The sequence below is a fragment of the Devosia geojensis genome, from assembly GCF_000969415.1.
In the GTDB taxonomy this organism is placed as follows: domain Bacteria; phylum Pseudomonadota; class Alphaproteobacteria; order Rhizobiales; family Devosiaceae; genus Devosia; species Devosia geojensis.
Genome location: NZ_JZEX01000119.1, coordinates 24,114 through 43,701, shown reverse-complemented (window position 1 = coordinate 43,701; position 19,588 = coordinate 24,114). Strand labels below are relative to the sequence as shown.

General features: G+C 63.4%; 17 protein-coding genes, 2 tRNA genes and 1 pseudogene. 7 read left to right on the top strand and 13 right to left on the bottom strand.

The genetic code is table 11. The annotated features are described in order from the left end of the window. Window positions 1–8: 8 nt before the first annotated feature. Both VE25_RS13245 and VE25_RS13240 read right to left on the bottom strand, forming a co-directional pair. Window positions 9–1,262, bottom strand: coding sequence for an ABC transporter substrate-binding protein (locus VE25_RS13245; RefSeq protein WP_046109105.1), 1,254 nt, complete (start codon window positions 1,260–1,262; stop codon window positions 9–11). 82 nt (window positions 1,263–1,344) lie between these two features. Further along, window positions 1,345–1,998 (bottom strand): GntR family transcriptional regulator, encoded by a 654-nt coding sequence (locus tag VE25_RS13240; protein ID WP_046109104.1) that lies wholly within the window; start codon window positions 1,996–1,998, stop codon window positions 1,345–1,347. A gap of 174 nt (window positions 1,999–2,172) precedes the next feature. Here VE25_RS13240 and VE25_RS13235 point away from each other — a divergent pair, with 174 nt between their 5' ends. From VE25_RS13235 to VE25_RS13220, 4 genes and pseudogenes are all read left to right on the top strand, one after another. Continuing rightward, entirely contained in the window at window positions 2,173–3,387 is a 1,215-nt protein-coding gene (locus VE25_RS13235; protein WP_046109197.1) for a Tm-1-like ATP-binding domain-containing protein, read from the top strand. Next, window positions 3,384–4,223 (top strand): phosphoenolpyruvate hydrolase family protein, encoded by an 840-nt coding sequence (locus tag VE25_RS13230; RefSeq protein ID WP_046109103.1) that lies wholly within the window; start codon window positions 3,384–3,386, stop codon window positions 4,221–4,223. The genes VE25_RS13235 and VE25_RS13230 overlap by 4 nt, the downstream gene beginning before the upstream one ends. Before the next feature lie 144 nt (window positions 4,224–4,367). Beyond that, a pseudogene (locus tag VE25_RS23370) lies at window positions 4,368–4,943 on the top strand (Bug family tripartite tricarboxylate transporter substrate binding protein); the annotation flags it as partial. A gap of 296 nt (window positions 4,944–5,239) precedes the next feature. Then, window positions 5,240–5,854, top strand: coding sequence for a GntR family transcriptional regulator (locus tag VE25_RS13220; protein ID WP_046109101.1), 615 nt, complete (start codon window positions 5,240–5,242; stop codon window positions 5,852–5,854). Window positions 5,855–5,860: 6 nt separating this feature from the next. On the opposite strand, the gene otnC is transcribed toward VE25_RS13220, so the two are convergent. The 10 genes from otnC to VE25_RS13170 all read right to left on the bottom strand — a co-directional run bounded on the left by otnC (window position 5,861) and on the right by VE25_RS13170 (window position 16,099). Next, complete coding sequence (gene otnC / locus VE25_RS13215) at window positions 5,861–6,499, bottom strand: 3-oxo-tetronate 4-phosphate decarboxylase (protein ID WP_046109100.1); 639 nt, start codon at window positions 6,497–6,499, stop codon at window positions 5,861–5,863. Next, window positions 6,496–7,764 (bottom strand): 3-oxo-tetronate kinase, encoded by a 1,269-nt coding sequence (gene otnK, locus VE25_RS13210; RefSeq protein WP_046109099.1) that lies wholly within the window; start codon window positions 7,762–7,764, stop codon window positions 6,496–6,498. The genes otnC and otnK overlap by 4 nt, the downstream gene beginning before the upstream one ends. Further along, window positions 7,765–8,424, bottom strand: coding sequence for an aspartate/glutamate racemase family protein (locus VE25_RS13205; RefSeq protein WP_046109098.1), 660 nt, complete (start codon window positions 8,422–8,424; stop codon window positions 7,765–7,767). Between the two features lie 9 nt (window positions 8,425–8,433). Next, window positions 8,434–9,888, bottom strand: a complete 1,455-nt coding sequence (locus tag VE25_RS13200; RefSeq protein WP_046109097.1) for an NAD(P)H-dependent oxidoreductase — start codon at window positions 9,886–9,888, stop codon at window positions 8,434–8,436. Between the two features lie 7 nt (window positions 9,889–9,895). Next, a complete protein-coding gene (locus VE25_RS13195) occupies window positions 9,896–10,942 on the bottom strand; it encodes a Gfo/Idh/MocA family protein (RefSeq protein ID WP_046109096.1) in 1,047 nt (348 codons plus the stop codon). A 3-nt stretch (window positions 10,943–10,945) separates the two neighbouring features. Next, window positions 10,946–11,719: a carbohydrate ABC transporter permease gene (locus tag VE25_RS13190; protein ID WP_244466928.1), complete on the bottom strand. Its 774-nt coding sequence runs from the start codon at window positions 11,717–11,719 to the stop codon at window positions 10,946–10,948. Window positions 11,720–11,837: 118 nt separating this feature from the next. Then, on the bottom strand, window positions 11,838–12,770 hold the full coding sequence (locus tag VE25_RS13185) for a carbohydrate ABC transporter permease (RefSeq protein WP_083988923.1): 933 nt from the start codon (window positions 12,768–12,770) through the stop codon (window positions 11,838–11,840). Window positions 12,771–12,828: 58 nt separating this feature from the next. Continuing rightward, the gene (locus tag VE25_RS13180) at window positions 12,829–14,115 is read right to left on the bottom strand and encodes an ABC transporter substrate-binding protein (protein ID WP_046109095.1); all 1,287 of its coding nucleotides are present in this window, start codon (window positions 14,113–14,115) and stop codon (window positions 12,829–12,831) included. 132 nt (window positions 14,116–14,247) lie between these two features. Further along, a complete protein-coding gene (locus tag VE25_RS13175) occupies window positions 14,248–15,354 on the bottom strand; it encodes an ABC transporter ATP-binding protein (protein ID WP_046109094.1) in 1,107 nt (368 codons plus the stop codon). Window positions 15,355–15,412: 58 nt separating this feature from the next. Next, a complete protein-coding gene (locus VE25_RS13170) occupies window positions 15,413–16,099 on the bottom strand; it encodes a GntR family transcriptional regulator (RefSeq protein ID WP_046109093.1) in 687 nt (228 codons plus the stop codon). Between the two features lie 310 nt (window positions 16,100–16,409). On the opposite strand from VE25_RS13170, the gene VE25_RS13165 reads away from it, so the two are divergent. Next, window positions 16,410–17,651, top strand: a complete 1,242-nt coding sequence (locus tag VE25_RS13165; protein ID WP_046109092.1) for a Gfo/Idh/MocA family protein — start codon at window positions 16,410–16,412, stop codon at window positions 17,649–17,651. 78 nt (window positions 17,652–17,729) lie between these two features. On the opposite strand, the gene VE25_RS13160 is transcribed toward VE25_RS13165, so the two are convergent. Then, window positions 17,730–17,804 (bottom strand) — tRNA-Gln (locus VE25_RS13160). A gap of 157 nt (window positions 17,805–17,961) precedes the next feature. Here VE25_RS13160 and VE25_RS13155 point away from each other — a divergent pair. Together VE25_RS13155 and VE25_RS13150 are read left to right on the top strand one after the other, a co-directional pair. Beyond that, a tRNA-Pro gene (locus tag VE25_RS13155) sits at window positions 17,962–18,038 on the top strand. 298 nt (window positions 18,039–18,336) lie between these two features. Continuing rightward, on the top strand, window positions 18,337–19,581 hold the full coding sequence (locus VE25_RS13150; protein WP_152664618.1) for a L,D-transpeptidase family protein: 1,245 nt from the start codon (window positions 18,337–18,339) through the stop codon (window positions 19,579–19,581). The last annotated feature ends 7 nt before the right edge of the window (window positions 19,582–19,588 follow it).

Sequence of the window (19,588 nt, the reverse complement as noted above, 5' to 3'; positions counted from 1 at the left end):
GCGGCTGGTCAGTCGCCCATGCGTGCGTCGATCTGGGCCATGCCGTCCCCGGCGGAAACCTGGCCGCCGATGAGGCCACCGATCACTTGGTAATAGGTGTCGAGCGCCGCACCCGGGATGTAGACGCTGGGGTTGTAGCCGACCCCTTCGGCCGCCGCCGCATAGACTTCCGACATCACCGCCACGGCCGGCTGGATGTCGGGCAGGTCGCGCGACATCATCTGGTTGCCGGTCGGGTGTTCGGCACGCAGCGTCATGATCTCGTCGGAGAGCATATGGTCGATCCAGGCAAAGGCGAGCTCGGGCTGGTCGCTGCTCGTCGGCACCATCCACGACCAGCCGACGCCGCCGGTCGGGCGCGAGCCTTCGGGCAGGTCGCTCGGGATTGGGGCATAGCCGAGGTTGGCGACGTCGTAGCCGTTCTGGCGCACGTTGCCGATGAACCAGGGGCCTCCGACGAAGAGCGCGGCGCGCTTGTTCACCCAGAGGCGGATGGCGGCGTCCTGGTCGAGCCCGGTCATCTGCGGGCTGATATAGCCGGCCTTGACCGCCTCGATGAGATTCTGGGCGCCCGAGAGCGGAGCAGGGTCGGCCCACTGAACTTCGCCCTTCATCACATGGCCCATCACCTCGCTGCCGGCCGCGGCCTGCAGGAAGTTGCCGAAGAGGTGCCCACCGTTGCAGCAGCCGCGCACGCCGACCGCGATCGGCTCCATGCCGGCGCCGCGGATGGAATCGAGCGTCGCCGTGAAGTCCGCCCAGCCGCCGTCGAGCGACCAGCCGTTCTGCTCGAAGAGGTCCTTGTGGTACCAGAGCCCGATGGCGTCGATCCCGTCCGGAACCTCGTAGAGCTCGCCGTCGAACTGGGTCTTCAGCTCCTCGTAGAGCCAGGGGTAGAGCTTGGTGTCCCAGCCGTATTCGGCATATTGGTCGCTGAGCGGGAGCACCAGGCCGGCCTCGGCGACGATCGTCACCCGGCCGATGCCCGAATTGGTCAGCAGCACGTCCGGCCCGGCGTTGGACTGGATGGCCGCCTGCACGGCGCCGTTGGAGATGTTGCCGGTCGGCGCCATGTACTCGACCGAGACGCCGTCGTGCTTTGCCTCGAAGCTCGTCGCGATCTCCTCCCAGAGTTCGGCGACAAGCGGGTCTGACTGCTGCTCAGACCCCCATACTGTCAATGTCTGAGCGTAGGCGGCCGGCGCCATGACGACGGACGTCAGCAGCCCCAGTGCCAGGGCAAGTCCTTTGGGTTTGGTCATCTACTCCTCCTTTTGAGCGTGCCGGTTGACCGGCATCTTCTCGATCGTGCGGATGAACCCGCCTTAGCCGGCGGTGTGCCGGCTATTCGCCTTCGAACCGCTCCAGCACCGCGCGCTGGACGTCCGAGATGTGGGCGTGCATGAGCTGCCTTGCGCGTGCGATGTTGCGCTCGCGGAAGGCCGCCAGGATGTCGTCGCGCTCGCGGATGGCGCGCTCGGCGAAGACCTTGCTTTCGTTGGCGATGGTGCGCCCGACCTGGATCTGCAGCGCCAGGCGCGCGAGCGTCTCGATGAGCGCGGCGTTGCCGGAAAGCTCGGAAATCGTCTCGTGAAATTCCTTGTCGTGCAGGCCGTATGCCTGGATGTCCCCCGCCTGCAGGGCGCCGACGGCGGCATCGAGGATGCGTTCGAACTGCTCGATGTGGCGGTCACTCATATGCGGCACGGCCAGCTCGACGGCGAAGCACTCGAGGGTCTTGCGCAGCTCGTAGAGGTCCTCGGTTTCCTTGCGCGAGAAGCTGCGCACGTAGAAGCCGCGGTAAGGGCGGATCTCGATGAGGCCTTCCTTGGCGAGCGTGCCCAGAGCCTCGCGGAACGGCGTGCGGCTGACCTGCAACCGCTCCGTCAGCGCCTTCTCGTCAAGCGGCGCGCCGCTCGGCAACTCCCCTGAAACGATCATGCGGACGATCTCCTCGTAGATGCGCTCGCGAAGGGTGAGATGGCGTGGGGCGTTCATGGTCGGTCCGAGTTCGATGTGGCTGCAGTATGCAGTGCATCTGAAGAATATACAATATAGAAATTGAATATTTTGTATCTTGCATATTGAATGAGCGCAGGCGCATCCTAACGCGCAGAGGCCGACGTGTGTGAACGATCCGCAAAGGAACGGCCGCAACAGGAGGAGATGGCCATGAGCACCGTTCTCATCGTAGGCACGTGCGATACCAAGGGGTCTGAGCTTGCCTACGCCGCCGAGCGTGTCGCGGCGGCCGGCGCACGGCCGGAGATTGTCGACGTCGGTACGGCCGGCCCGCCGAGCGGAGTGGTGCCGGCGGTCCCTGCCGAAACGGTCGCGCTGCACCACGCGGGCGGGGCACAGGCCGTGCTCGGTCTTTCCGATCGCGGGCAGGCCGTGACGGCGATGGGCGAGGCGCTGACGGCGTACCTTGCGACCCGGCGCGATATCGGCGCGATCCTGGGTCTCGGCGGTACGGGCAACACGGCGTTGGTGACGCAGGCGATGCGCAGCCTGCCGATCGGCACGCCCAAGGTTATGGTCTCGACCGTCGCTTCGGGAAACGTGGCGCCCTATGTCGGGCCCAATGACCTTACCATGATGTATTCGGTGACCGACATCGCCGGGCTCAACGCCATCTCGCGCACCGTCATCGGCAATGCCGCGCATGCGGCCGCCGGCATGGCGCTCAACCGGGCGCCGGCGGCGTCAGCCGACCGGCCGAGCGTCGGCATGACCATGTTCGGCGTCACGACCGCGTGTGTCACGATGGCGCGCGAGGCCCTGGAGGAGGACCATGAGGTCTTCACCTTCCACGCCACCGGGATCGGTGGCCAGTCGATGGAAAAGCTCCTCGATTCCGGGCTTCTCGACGGCATCATCGACGTCACCACCACCGAGGTTGCCGATCTCGTCGTCGGCGGCGTCTTCGCCGCGACGCAGGACCGGCTCGGCGCCGTGATCCGCACGCATTGCCCCTATGTGGGTTCGGTCGGTGCGCTCGACATGGTCAATTTCGGCGGCCGCGAGACCGTGCCGCAGGCCTTCACGCAGCGGCGCCTCCATATCCACAATTCGCAGATCACCCTGATGCGCACGACACCCGAGGAGAACCGCTGGTTCGGGGAATTCCTCGTCGAACGGCTCAACAGGATGCGGGGACCGACACGGTTCCTCCTGCCGCTGCGCGGCGTCTCGGCGATCGACGCTCCCGGCCAGCCCTTCCATGATCCCGATGCGAACGCGGCGCTCTTCGAGGCCATCCGCTCCGGGTGGGCAGAGGCGCCGAACCGGCGACTGATCGAGCTCGACCTGCACGTCAACGATCCCGAGTTCGCCGCGGCGCTGGTCCGGAACTACAAAGACATCGAAAGGTCAAACCGCTCATGAACCGTCCGTCCCGTTCGCAGATCCTCGATAAGCTGCGCGCCAAGATTGCCTCCGGCCGCCCCATCATCGGGGGAGGGGCCGGCACCGGTCTGTCGGCCAAGTGCGAGGAGGCCGGCGGCATCGATCTCATCGTCATCTACAACTCCGGGCGCTACCGCATGGCGGGCCGCGGTTCCCTTGCCGGGCTGATGGCCTATGGCAATGCCAACGACATCGTCGTCGAGATGGCGCGCGAGGTCCTGCCAGTCGTACGCCACACACCGGTGCTGGCAGGCGTCAACGGCACGGACCCCTTCATGCTGCCCAATACGTTCCTTGCCGACCTAAAGCGCGTCGGCTTTGCCGGCGTGCAGAACTTCCCGACGGTCGGGCTCATCGACGGTGTGTTCCGGGCCAATCTCGAGGAGACCGGCATGAGCTACGAGCTCGAAGTCGAGATAATCGCGCGGGCGGCAAACATAGATCTCCTGACCACGCCCTATGTCTTCAGTGAGGCTGATGCGGCGGCGATGGCGGGGGCCGGGGCCGACATTATCGTGTGCCACCTGGGATTGACCACCGGCGGGGCGATCGGGGCCGAAACGGCGCTGACTCTCAACGATTGCATCGAGAAGATCGACGCGTGGGCCAACGCGGCACGCTCCGTCAAGGATGACGTGATCGTCCTCTGCCATGGCGGGCCCATCGCGATGCCGCGAGATGCCCTATACGTGCTTGAGCGCACTAGGCTTTGCCACGGCTTCTATGGCGCCAGCTCCATGGAGCGATTGCCGACTGAGATCGCCATTCGGGATCAGGTCGAGGCGTTCGTCGGTCTTTCACCTCGTCATGCGTAGTGCGTTCGCTAACGTCGGTGCTGCTTGCGCTGGGTCGCGGTAAACGTACAGCCGACTCCATAGTAGACGTCCGCTTCGACTCCAATTCAACCGTTGAGCAGGATGTGACCGCATTCCAGAAGCGGATGTAGCTGGCAGTCGCTCGAAGAGATGCTCGCCGCGGCGGAAGCGGAACCCGGTTCCGTCAAGTACGGCATCACTGGGGTGGGCAATTCGTCTCATCTCGGGCCGGCCCAGACGGCGCTTGAGGCCGGAGTGGACATGCCTCATGTCGTCTTCGACGGTGGTTCATCGCTTATGACGGCCCTGCTCGGCGGTCACATCCCGGCCGCGGCCGGCAGCCCGGTCGACTACAGGGATCAGATCTCGGCCGGCGCGGTCCGTGGGCTCGTCACTTTCGCCGCCGAGCGCAGTGTTGATCCGGTGCTGGCCGATATCCCGACTGCGTAAGAACTCGGCTACGACATTCAGGTCGCGTCCTGGACCGGTGTAAGCGCTCCAGCCGGCATTCCCGAGGAGGTTGCCCAGCGCCTCGAAGCCGCCTTTGCGGCCGCAAAGGCGGACGATGAGGTGCAGCAGGCCATCCGCGACCTCGGTTCCGATCCTGAATATCTCGACAGCGCCGACTTCGCGCAGCGCTGGTCGGATGCGGGCGAGCGTTGGACCGCGATCGTCACCGATACGGGCATCCTGGAACTGGTCGAGAGCCAGCAGAACTGACCGGCCGAAAAAATCTGCCTTTGGCACCGCGGTACGCCGCGGTGCCAAAGCGGGCCTTGGCGCAAGCAGCTGGCGATCCCGCCAGCCGCAGTCTGGACCTGACGAACGCCGTCTCTGCGGCAATATTCCGCCAAGATTGCCGACACTTCTGATCAGCGTTGAATGTCGCCCTGTTCCGTGGTTTTTGCTGGATTTTTGCACAGCGAAAGGTCGCAATAGGAGCTCAACTGCTTGCCAAGCTCAACCACTCGTCTATTATTGCTGACACTTTATGTCGCTCATTGTCAGGGAGAAGCATGGCTGAGGTTGCCCTCTATTCCAGCGGGTCGGTGGCGCATGGTCGCGCCCTGTCCCAGGATATCTTCTCTTACCTCGAGAACCTGATTATCGATGGGCAGCTCGTGCCCGGCGAGCGGATCAACGAGAAGCAGTTGGCGGAGTCCCGGGGCGTGAGCCGTGGCCCGATCCGAGAAGCCTGCCGGCGCCTGCAGGAAGCCCAGGCCGGCCGTATTCTAGCGCGCAACATCAGCCAGGCACAGATCGACGAACTGCAGGGCTTGCAGGACGATATGGAAGCGGCCATCGAGGCCGACGAATCCGACCGCTTCTACGATCTCAACCGCAGGTTCCATTCCAAGATCATGGAGTTTACCGGCAACAGGCACCTCGCCGACATCTATGATAATCTGGACCGCGAGCTGCATATCTGGCGCAAGCGCGCCCTGATCCTTGATGGCAATGTACGTGCATCCTCTGCCGATCACGTACGGATCATCGAGGAATTGCGCAGCGGCAATCCAACGCGGCTCGCCCGCATCCTGCGTGACCATAGTCTGGCAGGTCGCAACCGGTTGTTGCGGACGATGCCAGACCGCGTGGCAGGTGTCGACAATATCTGGGACGACGACTGAGGCCGGCTAGTTACCGAACACGGCGTTGAGTTCGGCGATGGCGGCCGCGCTGAGCGGTGATGTCTTGCGTCCATCGGTCAGGAAGAACAGCTTGGCCACCTCCTCCAATTCCTCGTAGGCAAAGACCGCTTCGGCCAGGCTGGATCCTGAAACGATAGGACCGTGGTTGGCGAGTAGCATGGCGCGATGATCCTGCGCCGCCGAACGAACACACGCGGCCAGCTTGCGGTCGCCGGGCCGGAAATAGGGCAGGAGCGGTAATTTTCCGACGCGCATGACAGCGTAGGCGGTCAGTGGCGGCAGGACGTCAGCCGGGTCGTCGTGGCAGAGGCATGACATCGCGACGCTGTGGGTGGAATGCAGATGGACAACCGCCCTCGCTTCCGGCCGCTGCTCGTAGACGGCGAGATGGAAGAACGCCTCCTTGGAGGGCGGATCGCCGGAAAGCAACTCGCCTTCACGCGACACCTTCGAGATCCGTTGCGGCTCGAGAAAGCCCAGAGAAGAGTTGGTCGGCGTCACGAGTATCGAACCGTCCTCCAGCCTGACCGAGAGGTTGCCCGCGCTGCCATGGGCCAATCCCTTCTGGTAGAGCATGGTGCCGAAACGCACGATCTCGCCGCGCAAGGTCTGTTCCAGGATCATGGCCGTTCCATCCGCTGCAATGCCTTGGCGAAGAAATCAGGCGCACCGAAATTGCCCGATTTCAGCGCCAGGGCAATCGTGTTGTCCATGTCGGTGAGGATCGGGACACCGGGATCGATTTCCGGGCCGATGGCAAGCGCTCCAAGCTCGAGCGCCTGAGCCACGGCACTGGAGGTCTCGCCGCCTGCAACGATCAGGCGCCGAACGCCCTTCCTGCGCATTGCGACGGCGACATCGGCAAAGAGCGTATCCAGCCGGTCGGACACGGCCTCGCGACCATATTGATCCTGCATGGCGGCGACCACTTCAGGCGGGCTCGACGAATAGGCGAGTGGCGCTTGCCCGCTATTGTCGAACAGGAACCGTACCACCTCCTCCGCTTGCAGCCTGCCTGTCATGACGGCATCGACGTCGATGCGCAGGACAGGATGGTTGCTTGCATGCAGGTCGATCTGTCCCCGCGTGGCACCGGAGCAGCTGCCGGCAAGGATTGCTTCGGGCCCGGCCACGCCGTCGAATGCCACGCCGGCGCCGTCCGCCTCTCCTCGGGCGATGAAGTTGGCGGGAAGGCCCAGTGCAATACCCGAGCCGCCCGTGAGTAGGGGGGCGTCGGCGGCCGCCTGGGCAAGCACCAGCAAGTCCTCGTCCGTCGCGGCATCTGCAATGACCAAGGTCTCGCCCCGCTGGGCGGCACCCGCAAATGCCTGGCGCACCACGTCCCGTCCCTGGCGCACCAGGCTCGCAGCCACCAGGCCGACGGGGTCCTGGCATTGCCGGCCGAGCCACCGGCGCAGGTCTGGATCGGTCATCGGCGTCAGCGGATGTTTCTCCATGCCCGATTGGTTCAGCAGCCGATCGTGGACGAACAGATGCCCCTGATGAATTGTCCGCCCCATCGTGGGAAAGGCCGGGCAAGCGATCACCCCCTTGGCGTCGAGCGCATGCGCCAACGCTTCCCCAACCGGACCGATATTGCCGTCGGGCGTTGAATCGAAGGTGGAGCAATATTTGAAGACGATCTGTCGGCAGCCCTGTGCCCGCAGCCAGTCGAGGGCCGTCAGCGATTGTTCGACCGCCTCCGCCGCGGGGATCGATCGCGACTTAAGCGCTACCACGCCCGCTTCCACGTCCGTCGGTGCCGGCGTATCGGGGATTCCCATGAACTGGGCGGTTCGCAACCCGCCCTGGTTCGGAATGCCCTTGGAGAGTGTATTGGCGATATCGCTCGCCCCCGTGAAGTCGTCGGCAATAACCCCCAGCAGCATTCATTCCCCTCCCAGAACCAGCACCTTCATGCGTTCCACCGCGGCTTCGGGTGCCGTCAGCACCGGCACGTCCACCTTGGCGCCGACCTTGCCGGCCGCCTGCGCGGTGGAAAACTGAGCCAACATGATCGCGTCGCATCCCGCAAGCGCGAGAGCCTGTGCCGCTACCAGGTCATTGTGCCGCGCCACATTGCCGGCGCGCAACTCCGCCATGGCGCCTTCGACCAGAATAGTTTCCAAAGTGGCCGCCGTTCCGGCGCTTCTGGCGAAGTCGTTGAATTCCTCCTCCATGGTGGGGATGGCGGGCGCGAAGGTGGCCAACATGCCGATTCGTGCGCCAAGGTCGATGGCGGCGCGGAACATGGCCTCATTGGGTTTCAGCACCGGGATATCGAGCCCGGCGGCAAGCCGATCGATCGCCGGACCGAAAGCCGAGCAGGTAACGAGGATACCCTCGGCTCCATGGGCGGCGCCGTAGCGGCCGAGAGCGGTAAACCGGTCGATCATCGCCTCGGTCAGCCCCGCATCCCGGGCGCGGTCGACGCTCAAGCCGTCATCGAGCAGATTGATCAGCTCTGCCTCGGGCCAGTGGGCGTCGAAAGCCTGCTTCACCGGTTCGATGGCGACCGAGGTTGCGTGGAGAAGGACGATCCGGGACATGCCGTTGTCTCAGGCGATGCCGGCCGGGGCGAGCGCTTCTGCCTCATGCCCCAAGCCGAACACAGCGTCCTGCTGGCGGCGCAACCGCCAGAGGAATGATCCTGCCGGTTCTTCGACCATGTCGTAGGTGATCGGCGTTCCGGTGGGAATGTCGACGCGTGCACGATTACCGGTGAGGAGATGGGCGCAGGCGAGATTACCCGGTCCGACCGGCTGCGCCGGAACGATGCGCGCCGTCATCTGCGGGCTATGATCGTTGCCGAAGATTTCGCCGACGGCGATGTCGCGGGAGGCAACCTTCACCAGATCGTAGCGGGGGCGGAAGTCCGGCGCACCGGTGTCTATGTCGAGTAGCCCCGCCAGCAGCAGCGTACTGGACGTCTCCACGCCGCAAAGGTGGTAGGGACGGTAGATGACGGCCGCTGTGTCGTCGTAGTTGGCGATCTGCCCCTTGGTGGTCAGGATGTGATTGGAATAGGCGTTGTCGCAGCGAACGACCAGGAAGACGCCGCCGCCAAGTCCGGATTCGGTCGGGCCGCGCAGGCAGGTGGCAAGGTCGATATGCTCCTGACCCTCGAACAGCCCACCATGTTCGCGCTCGCAGTAGACGACGGGGAGTTCGGTGATCCGCATCGGAACGTGATGGAGCGTGTCGACCGCGGGAGCGAGCCCCGTGTAGTTGGCGGCAATGGTCATCTCGCAGAGATCGTAGGCGCCCGGCTGGGGGAGGCGCGAGAGGATTTCCGCGCGTCTTGCCACGTACTCCTCCACTTTGCCCTGCGGGATCATGCCGAGATAAGGGCGATCCTCGGGTGCGATCGTTATGGTTTCGACGGCAGGCGCATGGATCTTCTTGTCGGTCTTGATGGTGACCGTGCCGGCGGCCTCGTCATAAATGAACTCTCCGTCGGTGGCCTTGCCGCCACTGAGGACGGTCAGTCCTACCGACCTCGCCCACTCGTAAAACTGGATCAGAAGACCGTGCTGGTCGCCATCCACGGGCGTGTAGATGACGCCCGCCTGCGAGGCGAGATGTTTGAGGATCGGTCCGATGGTCACGTCGCAATCCTTGGTGATCATCGCCACGTGCTTGCCATTGTTGATCGCAGCGAGGGCATAGACGGCGCTCGCTTCCGGTATGCCCGTACTCTCGCAGACGATGTCCACGGCGCCGATCTCGGCGACGAGGCGGCAATTATCCGTATAGACGCGCTGCCCGGCGGCCAGGGCCGCCTCCGCTGCGTCGAGGTCGGCACAATAGACGATCGTCTCGGGATCAAGGCCTGTCTTGATATAGGCCTGCCGCGCCGCCTCTATGGAAATATCGGCCACAGCGACGACAGTCATCAAGGGAGTGTGCGGATCCTGGGTGACGATGGCGGTGCCGTAGTTTCCAGCACCGATGACCCCGACTCTTACAAGGTCCTTCTTGGCGAAGTGCGTATAGAGGTTGTGGTAAACCATGATGATCTCACTGGGAATGCGTGGCCGACACGGCTGCCGCCCGAAGGGGATCGGACAGCGTGACTTCGTGGCCCTCGCGGGCGGATTGGTAAGCGGCCTGCGTGAGGGCCAGGACCGGCCGGAACTCGTCCAACCGGCCCGTGTTCCGGCCCGTCTCGAGGTCGGCATGTATGGACCGGTAGAGCGCGACGTAGTCCTCCGCCCCCGGCGCGAAATCGGCGAGCGCCGCCTCGATCTGACCGCGCATGGGCTCGGCAGGTGTAAAGGTCCAAGGGTCGTGATGCGGCGCTTTCTGCGAGGAACTGCTCTCGGCCGTAAGGTGTTCGAAGCAGAAACGCAGACGAGAAACCGGGGCATGCGATCCCACGGTTGCACTGAGGGACAGCAATCCACCGTCCTCGGTCGTCGCGACGATGCTGGCGCAATCTTCGGTTTCGATATCGTGGACGCGCGTCGCAATGCGCGCAAAGACGGAGCGCACGGGCCCCACGATGCTCAGCATCATATCGTGCTGATGGATGGCATGGGTCATCAGCGTTCCACCGGGTTCGGTGGCAATGCGTCCCCGCCAGGGATTGGCGTAATAGTCGGCACCACGTGACCAATGGCTTTCCGCGCTTGCCACATAGAGCCGTCCGAGCAGATTTCGGTCGGCAAGGTAACGGAGCCTCTGGAGGCCATTGCCATGCCGCTTTTGCAGTACGGGGAAGACCAGGCAATTTGTCTCCCTCACGGCGGCGGCGAGACGGTCGAGTTCCTCGATTGTCGCGGCGACAGGTTTCTCGCAGACGACGTGCCTGCCCGAAGCCTGGGCTGCCAGCGTCTGCTCCAGATGCAGGTGCGAGGGCGTACAGAGCGCGACGATATCGATATCATTTTGCTCTAAGAGGCGTGCGTAATCGGCAACGATCGGCACCTTGTCCGCGATCCGGGCAGCACGAACCCGGTCGAGGTCGCAGACTGCGGACAACTCGTAGCGATCCGGCAGGGCCCGGATGGCCTCGACATGTTTTGCGCCGATGCGCGCGCCGACAACGGCGATGCGGTATCTCATCGTTCAGCGCTTCATCGCAGAGGTCGCGACGCCCCGGATGATGAGACGCTGGAAAAAGAGGAAGAAGAAAAAGACCGGCAGGAGCGAAAGAGTGCTCATTGCAAAGAGCTGTCCCCACGCGGACACGCCGGTTGAGTCCACGAAGGTACGCAGCGCCAGCGGCACCGTGTACTGGTTGATGTCGTTGAGATAGATCAGTGGACCCAGGAAGTCGTCATAGGTCCACATGAACGAGAAGATGGCGGCGGTGGCCATGACTGGCACCGAGAGCGGCAGCATGATGCGCCAGTAGATGCGCCAGGGCCCGCAGCCATCCATGCGTGCCGCCTCGTCCAGTTCGCGCGGAATGCCGCGGAAGAACTGCACCATTAGGAAGACGAAGAAAGCGTCGGTGGCGAGGAATTTCGGCAAGACCAGCGGCAGGATGGTGTTCACCCAGCCGATATTGAGGAAGAGGATGTACTGGGGAATGAGCGTCACGTGATAGGGGATCATCAGCGTCGCCAGCATCAGTGTGAACCACAGCTTCTTCAGCGGAAATTCGAGCCTGGCGAAGGCGAATGCGGTGAGCGAGCAGGCCATGAGGTTGCCGATCACCGCCAGGGCGGCGATGAAGAAGGAATTGGTGAAGAACGTGGTGAAGCTGGTGCGTAGGGCGGTCCAGCCATTCACGTAATTGGCGAACGAGAACGCTTCGGGGATCAGCGAGAAATCCGAGAAGATGGCGGTGTCGGGCTTGAACGAGCTCGAAACCAGCCACAGCAGCGGATAAAGCATGCCGATCGACGACAGGATCAGCACGATGTGCTTGATGATGGCGCGGACGACGTCGCGGCGCTGCTTGAGCGCCTTGGAGCGGGCCCGCGCTTCGCGATAGGGATCGAACCCGGCGTTCTCAGCGACCGTCGTCATAGTGCACCCAGTATTTTGCGGAGAGGAAGGTCAGCGCGGTGAACGCCGCGATGATGATCAGCAGGAACCAGGCGAGCGCGGAGGCATAGCCCATGCGGAAGAAGGCGAAGCCCTCCTGGTAGAGATAGAGCGTGTAGAACAGCGTCGAGTCGATCGGGCCGCCGGTGCCCGCCGAGACCACGAAGGCCTGCGTGAAGGCCTTGAAGGCGTCGATTGTCTGCATGATGAGGTTGAAGAAGATCACCGGAGCCAGGAGCGGCAGGGTGATGCGCGAGAAGCGCTGCATGGTCTTGGCGCCGTCCATCCGTGCCGCCTCGTGCAGGTGCTGCGGTATCTGTCTCAACCCGGCGAGGAAGATCACCATCGGCGCACCGAACTGCCACACCGAGAGCACGATCAGCGTCTTGAGCGCATGGTCGGGATTGTTGAGCAGCGAGGTCCCGGGCGGCCAGCCAAGCAGCTGCAGCAGTTGGTCGGTCAGGCCGTCGCGATCGAAGAGCTGGCGCCAGAGGACGGCGATGGCCACGGAACCGCCGATCAGCGACGGCAGGTAGAAAATGGCGCGGTAAAGGTCGACCCCGCGCGTGCCCTTGTCGAGCGCAATGGCGATCAGGAGGGCCAGGCCCAGCTTGAGCGGCACCGACCAGAGCACATAGGTGAAGGTCACCTGCAGTGCCTGGCGGAACCGGTAGTCCTGGAAGAACATGTAGCCGAAGTTGTCGAGACCGGTGAACACCGGCGGTGTCAGCACGTCGTATTTGGTGAAAGCCAGATAGAGCGAGGCCAAGGCCGGCCCGAGCGTCAGGGCGAAAAAGCCGATGAGCCAGGGAATCAGGAACATGTAGCCCGAGCGACCGCGCTGCCATCGCTTGGCGATCGCGTCCCGGCGCGAGCGTGGAATTGTGGTGGTGGCCATGGACGATACCTCGCAGGGAAGGACCGGTCCGACGGGCGAAGTCGTCGGACCGGCAGAATCAAGCGCGCGCCAGGATCGTCTGGGCGTCGTTGACCAGGCGTTCGCCTGCTTGCTCAGGAGTAAGGCGATCGAAGATCAGCTCGCCATAGAGGCGGACCAGCATCACTTCCACCTCGCCGGCGCCCGATGGCGGGGGCGGCGGCATCGGCGAGACGTTGCCCTGCACGATCTCGAAATACTCGATCGTCTTGCGCTCGATATCGTCCGGATCTTCCAGCAGCGCCTGTGCGACGGCATTGTCGCCCGGCACGCCGCGCTCCATGCGCAGGATGTTGTTGGCTTCCGGATCGGTCAGCAGGAAGTCCACGAGTTGGGCCGCGTCTTCCTTGGCCTGGCTGTTGGCCGTGATGCAGAGCAAGGTCGCACACTTCATGTACTGGCCCGGAATGCCACCCTCACGGTGCGGGAAGAGGGTTATGCCGAGCTCGTCGGGGTTCTGGCCCTGCAGCCCGCCAAGGTGGTTGGAATGCGCGAAGTCGATGGCGACGCGCCGACGAGAGATCGGACGCGTGTCGAGACCGTCCGAATCCTGCGCGGTAATGTCGGCGGGCGGCACCAGGCCGTTTTCACGGGCAACGCGCCACATGTCGAAGAACTCGGCGGCGTCGGCAGCGGTGTACCCGAGCTCGCCCTCTTCGGTGTAGAGCATTTTGCCCTGCTGACGCAGGAAGATGTCGAACGCCGGCTCCCACGATCCTTTGTCGGCCACGGCCCACTGGCCTTCCGGTGCCGCAGCCTGGATCTCGCGCGCGAAATCCCAGAACTGATCCCAGGTCCAACTCGGATCCGGCAGGGTCACCCCATATTCGGCAAGCTTGGTCATGTTGTAGATGACCGAAGGCGAATTGGCCCCGAACGGAATGCCGAAGAGCTGACCATCGACGCGCCCGCTGTCGACGAATCCTGGATCGAAATTGGTGAGATCGATCTGGTTGCCGACATAGCCATCGAGCGGAACGATCTGCCCGCGGCGCGCATACTCGAACAGGAATCGGTAGTCCATCTGCATGACGTCCGGCATGTTGCCGCCGGCCGCCTGGGTCGCGATCTTGGGCCAGTAATCGTTCGAAGCCAGCGCCTCGGTATCGACGACGATGCCCGAATTGGCGCTCTCGAAAAGATCGACGACGGCATTGGTGCGCTCGTCGCGTGTGGGATTGCCCCACCACATGAAACGCAGCCGGCTATCGGCGAAGGCAGAACCGGTCAACCCGCCAAAGGCGGCCGCACCGGCTGCCGAGGCCAGTAGGTAGCGATTGAACGACCGACGCGAAATATTGGTCATTGGATGATCTCCTCACAGGTCCCTGTCCCCGGCCGTCTGAACACGACTTCTCGTTTGCGCCGGCCGGGTCCTATGGGCCGGCGCATGGTTTCCCTTGCTCAAGGGTTGTTGGCTGGTCCGCGGCTGCCCGGTTCAGGCAGCCGCGGCTGTGGCGCGCATTTTTGGCAAGGCGCGGCCAGTGGCATCGAAGACGTGCATCTGTCCCGGCTGCACAGTCAGCGACAAGCTTGCGCCATTCTCGATCAGATGTTGTCCGTCGAGCTTGACGATGATCGGCTGGCTGCCCCCCGGAAGGGAGCCGTAGACCAGCGTCTCACCCCCCAAGGCCTCGACGAAATCGATCGTCAATGCCAACTGCGCCTCCTCGGCACCCACTCGCGCGAAATGTTCGGGGCGAATGCCGAGCGTCACCTTGCCGACATCGGGCAGGGGGCCGATCGGCGCGGTAATCCGAACATTGTCGGCAATCTCGATCTCGATTTCGCCCGTGCGGCTCCCGATGACGCGTCCTTCCAGGAGGTTCATCCTGGGCGAGCCGATGAAACCGGCGACGAACAGGTTGGCGGGGTGATTATAGAGATCGAGCGGCGCGCCGATTTGCTCGACCACGCCATTGCGCAGCACGACGATCTTGTCGGCCATGGTCATGGCCTCCACCTGGTCGTGCGTCACATAGATCATCGTGGCGCCGAGCCGCTCGTGCAGTTTGGCGATCTCGACACGTGTCGCTACGCGCAACTCGGCATCGAGGTTGGACAGCGGCTCATCGAAGAGGAAGATCTTGGGCTCGCGTACGATCGCGCGGCCGATGGCGACGCGCTGGCGCTGGCCGCCGGAAAGCTTGGCAGGGTGGCGGTCGAGATAGTCCTCGATCTTGAGGATGCGGGCAGCCTCGGCGACCCGCCGGTCGATCTCCTGACGCGCAACCCTGGCGATCTCGAGCCCGAAAGAGAGATTCTTCCTGACCGTCATGTGCGGGTAGAGCGCATAGGACTGGAACACCATGGCGAGCCCCCGGTCGGTGGCATCGACATCGTTCACATAGTCACCGTCGATGACGACGTCGCCGTCGGTGATCTCCTCGAGCCCCGCGATCATTCGCAGCAGGGTGGACTTACCGCAACCCGAGGGGCCGACGAAGACGACGAATTCGCCGTGCTTCACCTCCAGGTCGACGCCATGGATGACGTCGACTTGCCCGTAACTCTTGCACACGTTCACCAATTTCAGATCGGCCATTGTCTCCCCTCCCTCTGGCGGTTTGCCCCGCCTGTTCGTTTGTTTGCCGCGAGCTTGTTCAGGTTTCCGCGAGTGCCGGTTTCTCGGCGCGCCGGCGCAGTACTTCGATGACGGACTGGCCCCGCGACTCCAGATGCTGGCGCAAGAGCTCGCCCAACAGCGGTGCATTTCGCTGTTTCAGCGCAGCCAGGATCTTCTCGTGCTCGCGCATCGACTCCTCCCAACGCTCCCGGGTCATGTGGGCCGAATTGGTCGCGCGGCGGAGCCGCTGCGTCAGGTTGCGATAGCTCGCGATCAGGGCGGTATTGCCGGAGCTTTCGAGAATGGTGTCGTGGAAGGTCTGGCTGGCCTTGAGGTAGTTCGGCAGGTCAGCGGCCTGGAAATGTGCGGCCATTTCTGCATGGAGCCCTTCGATCGTGGTGATGGCATCATCGCTGGCTCGCGCGCAGACCAGTTCACCAGCCAGCGATTCCAGCGCGCCGATTACCGGGAATATCTCCTCGATATCCTCGATCTTGAGCTCGACCACCGTGGCACCACGATTGGGCGTGAGTTCGACCAGGCCTTCATTGGCGAGAACCTTGAGGGCTTCCCGTAGCGGCGTGCGGGACACCCCCAATTGCTCGCACAGTTCGAGTTCGGGAATCCGTCGGCCGGTGGCAATCGCTCCTTCGATGATCATCTCGCGCAGAATCTCCACCAGTTCGTTGTGAAGAGACTTCCTGACCATTCGTGTCGGCAGCATGCGCTACTCCCTGATTTCCAACGCCTGAGCCGCACAGCAGCGCGGTGAGACACGCGATCTGTACCATTCATGGTCGCGGGTATCAGCAGCGTTTTTCGCCGTGTCGGGGCCGTGATCAGCACCTGATCGTCTCCATCTTGCCTTGCCGCGAGCAACCCGCTTGACGCTGGAATTCATTATTCATAATTATAATTCAAAATTACACCTGTCAAGCGTTCCCGCCGCCCAACCCGCCGCAGCTCTGAGCGATGCGGCCTCAGGCACAACCCGCGGCGCGCAGCCAACAGAAGCCTTGGGGAGATTTGCGCAAATGAAACATGCCAGCCTGAAAAACCGATACGCCTTGGTTGGAACCGGTCATCGCGGCACCGGCATGTGGGGCAGGGGATTGCTCAAGGGCTGGTCCGACTACGTCGATCTGGTCGGTATCTGCGATCTCAATACTCTGCGCGCCGAGCGCTCGCGCGAGATGATGAATTCCAGCGCTCCGATCTATGCCGATCGCGACGAAATGCTGGAACGGCATCGGCCGGATACGGTCATCGTGTGCACGCGCGACAGCGATCATGACGAGGTGATCGTCAAGGCGCTGGGAGCCGGTGCCAATGTGGTGAGCGAGAAGCCGCTGACCACCACGGTGGACAAGATCCATCGTATCCTCCATGCGGAGAAAACCAGCGGCAGGCATGTGGATGTCTCGTTCAACTACCGCTTTGCCCCGCTCTCGGCCAAAATCAAGGAGCTGCTCCTCGAGCAAGCTATAGGCAAGGTGACGTCGGTGGACTTCCACTGGTTCCTCGACACGACCCATGGTGCCGCCTATTTCCGGCGCTGGCATGCCTACGAAGGCTCCTCGGGTGGGCTCTTCGTGCACAAGGCCACGCACCATTTCGACCTCCTCAACTGGTTCCTGGACGCCGATCCGATTTCGGTCAGCGCAATGTCGAGCCAGCGCAAATACGGCAAGGCGGGCTCATTCCGCAGCGCCCGCTGCAAAGGCTGCTCGCATGCTGGGAAGTGTGAGTTCTTTTTCGACATCACGGGGAATGACTACCTGAGTGCCCTCTACGAGGACCCTTCCAGTATCGACGGCTATGTCAGGGACGCCTGCGTCTACCGCGAGGACATCGACATTCCCGACACGATGAGCGCGCTGGTGCGGTACTCGAACGGAGTACAGGCGACCTATTCGCTCAACACCTACATGCCGATCGAAGGGCACCACCTGGCCATCAACGGCACGCATGGCCGCATCGAGATCCGCCAGTTCCACCGTCAGCCCTGGACGGAGCCTCCAGCCGACGAGATTCTGGTGATCCGCAATTTCAAAGGTGTGGAACGCATTTGGATCCCACACTACTCCGGTGGGCACTTTGGAGGCGATGACCGCTTGCGCGACGCGCTGTTCAAGCCCGGCACGCCCGATCCTCTGGGGCAGCGCGCCGGCTCACGCGCGGGCGCGATATCCGTTCTGTGCGGCTTAGCCGCGGTCGAAAGCGCCCGCCGGGACGGCAAAGCCATCCTCTTGGCTGACCTCGCCACCATCTCATAACCAATTGCGCCAGGCTAGGGAGACCCGTACGTGGGGGGCATGGAAATTCCCCATCTATGTGGACAATGGTGTCGGAACTGGCTGGGGCGCTAGGATTCGAACCTAGGAATGTCGGTACCAAAAACCGATGCCTTACCACTTGGCGACGCCCCAACTCGGCGGGTTCCTACACGGTTTGCCCAGGGCGCGCAACCGCGTGCAAAACGTGTCGCGAAGCGCTTGAACCGAGCGGGCGAGACGGCTATATAGCGCCGCATCGAGGCGTGCCCCGCAACGCGTGGGCGGTTCCCGGCCAGCCTCGAACCCTTATCGGAGTATAGCGCAGCCTGGTAGCGCACCTGCTTCGGGAGCAGGGGGTCGCGTGTTCGAATCACGCTACTCCGACCATTCGAACCCCGGTCTCGCAAGAGGCCGGGGTTTTTCGTCCGGCATGGCCAGGATGGCCTGCTGTGTCCGCGCCGCCACACTCGGTGTTCCGCCGCGGGTCGGGCTGCATTCCTTTCTTATTTGTGCCGCAAAGCCCGGTATGAAGCTTTTCGCATATGCGGTTTGGAAACCATTTCCCCGCATTCTGTATCAAGTCGGTGCTGGTGGTTCACAGGTGGTTGACGGACGTTGTCGCGTCCGCGGGCCGGTGATACCCACTGGCGATAGGTCGAGCTGCAATTCGGGTGAATGCATGCGATTGAATAGACGTACTCTGCTCCGGTCGATGGCAGTGGCCGGGGCCTCGGTGGTCCTGCCGCCGGCGATGGCGCGGGCCGAGTCGATCTGGGACATGATGGCGCGCGATCGGGTTCTGCGGAACGCCGATACGGCCGGCGCATCGGCCGCCGCCCAGGCGCTGATCGAGACGCAGGAGCCCATCCTCTCCTACGATACGGCCTACAACCTCCAGCTCGCCATCTCGCAGTACGAGCCGTTCGTTGCCGCCGGCGGCTGGGAGGAGATCCCGCGCGAGGTCTATGGCCTGCGCCTCGGCGAGGATCGCGATGGGGGCATCGCCCTCAAGCGCCGCCTCATCTCGTCCGGCGACATGCCCTATGTCGAGCGCGTCAACAACCTGATCGATCCGGCCACGGACGCCGGCATCCGCACCTTCCAGGCCCGCCACGGCCTGCAGCTCACCGGCCAGGTGGACGAGGCGACGTTCTATGCGATGGCGGTGCCCGCCGCGACGCGCCTCAACCAGCTCTACCTCAACCTCCAGCGCGTGACCAACATGGCCGCGACGCTCTCCGAGCGCTATGTGGTGGTGAACATTCCCGCCGCCACCATCGAGGCGGTCGAGGGCGGGTTCGTCGTCCAGCGGCACACCGCGGTCGTCGGCCGCGTCGATCGCGCCACGCCGATCCTTGCCAGCAAGATCCACCAGATCAATTTCAATCCCTACTGGCACGTCCCCAAGTCGATCATCCGCAACGACCTCATCAAGTACATGAATGAGGATCCGGAGTATCTGGCCAAGTTCCGCATCCACATCTACGACGGCAGCGGCAACGAGATTCAGCCCAGCCAGATCAACTGGCAGACCGAGGAGGCGGTGCAGTACATGTTCCGCCAGGAGCCGGGCGCCGAGAACTCGATGGGGCACTGCAAGATCAACTTCCACAACCCCCACGACGTCTATCTCCACGACACCCCGACCAAGGCGCTGTTCGGCGAGAACGCGCGTTTCCACTCTTCCGGTTGCGTGCGCGTCGAGGGCGTCAACCAGCTCGTCGCCTGGCTGCTGCGCGACAATGGCTGGGACCTGTCGCGGGTCGATTCGACCTTCGCGTCCAATGCGCGCCACGACGAGGCGCTCACCAACCCCGTGCCGATCCACACCACCTACATCTCCGCCTGGGCCAACAGGCAGGGCACCGTGTCGTTCCGCGACGACGTCTACCAGTTCGACGCGCAGGGCAAGGTGACGTTCGAGGCCTGATCCGGGC